Genomic DNA, 240 nt, shown 5'->3' on the forward strand with positions numbered 1-240 from the left:
TCTTAATAGTAACTGATTCCTAGTAAAAAGAGCCTCATCTATACAATCAGTTGATAACAAATTCAGGAATTCTGATTTACCTACATCAGAAATGGTATATAACTTTTTATTGGGTCTATCTGTTTGAAATACTATCTCTGAAGATAACCAACCCCATTTCTTCATTATATTTAATACCCTATATATTTGACTTCTCTCTGCTTGCCAAAAAAAATTCAAAGACTCTATAAACATTTTGTC

At 29.6% G+C, this 240-nt stretch carries 1 protein-coding gene; it reads right to left on the reverse strand.

Going from position 1 to position 240, the window contains the following annotated elements:
• Positions 1-234 (reverse strand): PadR family transcriptional regulator (locus AACQ14_RS24845; RefSeq protein ID WP_353514040.1); only part of this gene is annotated, 234 nt, incomplete at its 3' end.
• Positions 235-240: the final 6 nt, after the last annotated feature.

Origin of the sequence: Vallitalea maricola (assembly GCF_036985595.1) — a bacterium.
Taxonomy (GTDB): domain Bacteria; phylum Bacillota; class Clostridia; order Lachnospirales; family Vallitaleaceae; genus Vallitalea; species Vallitalea maricola.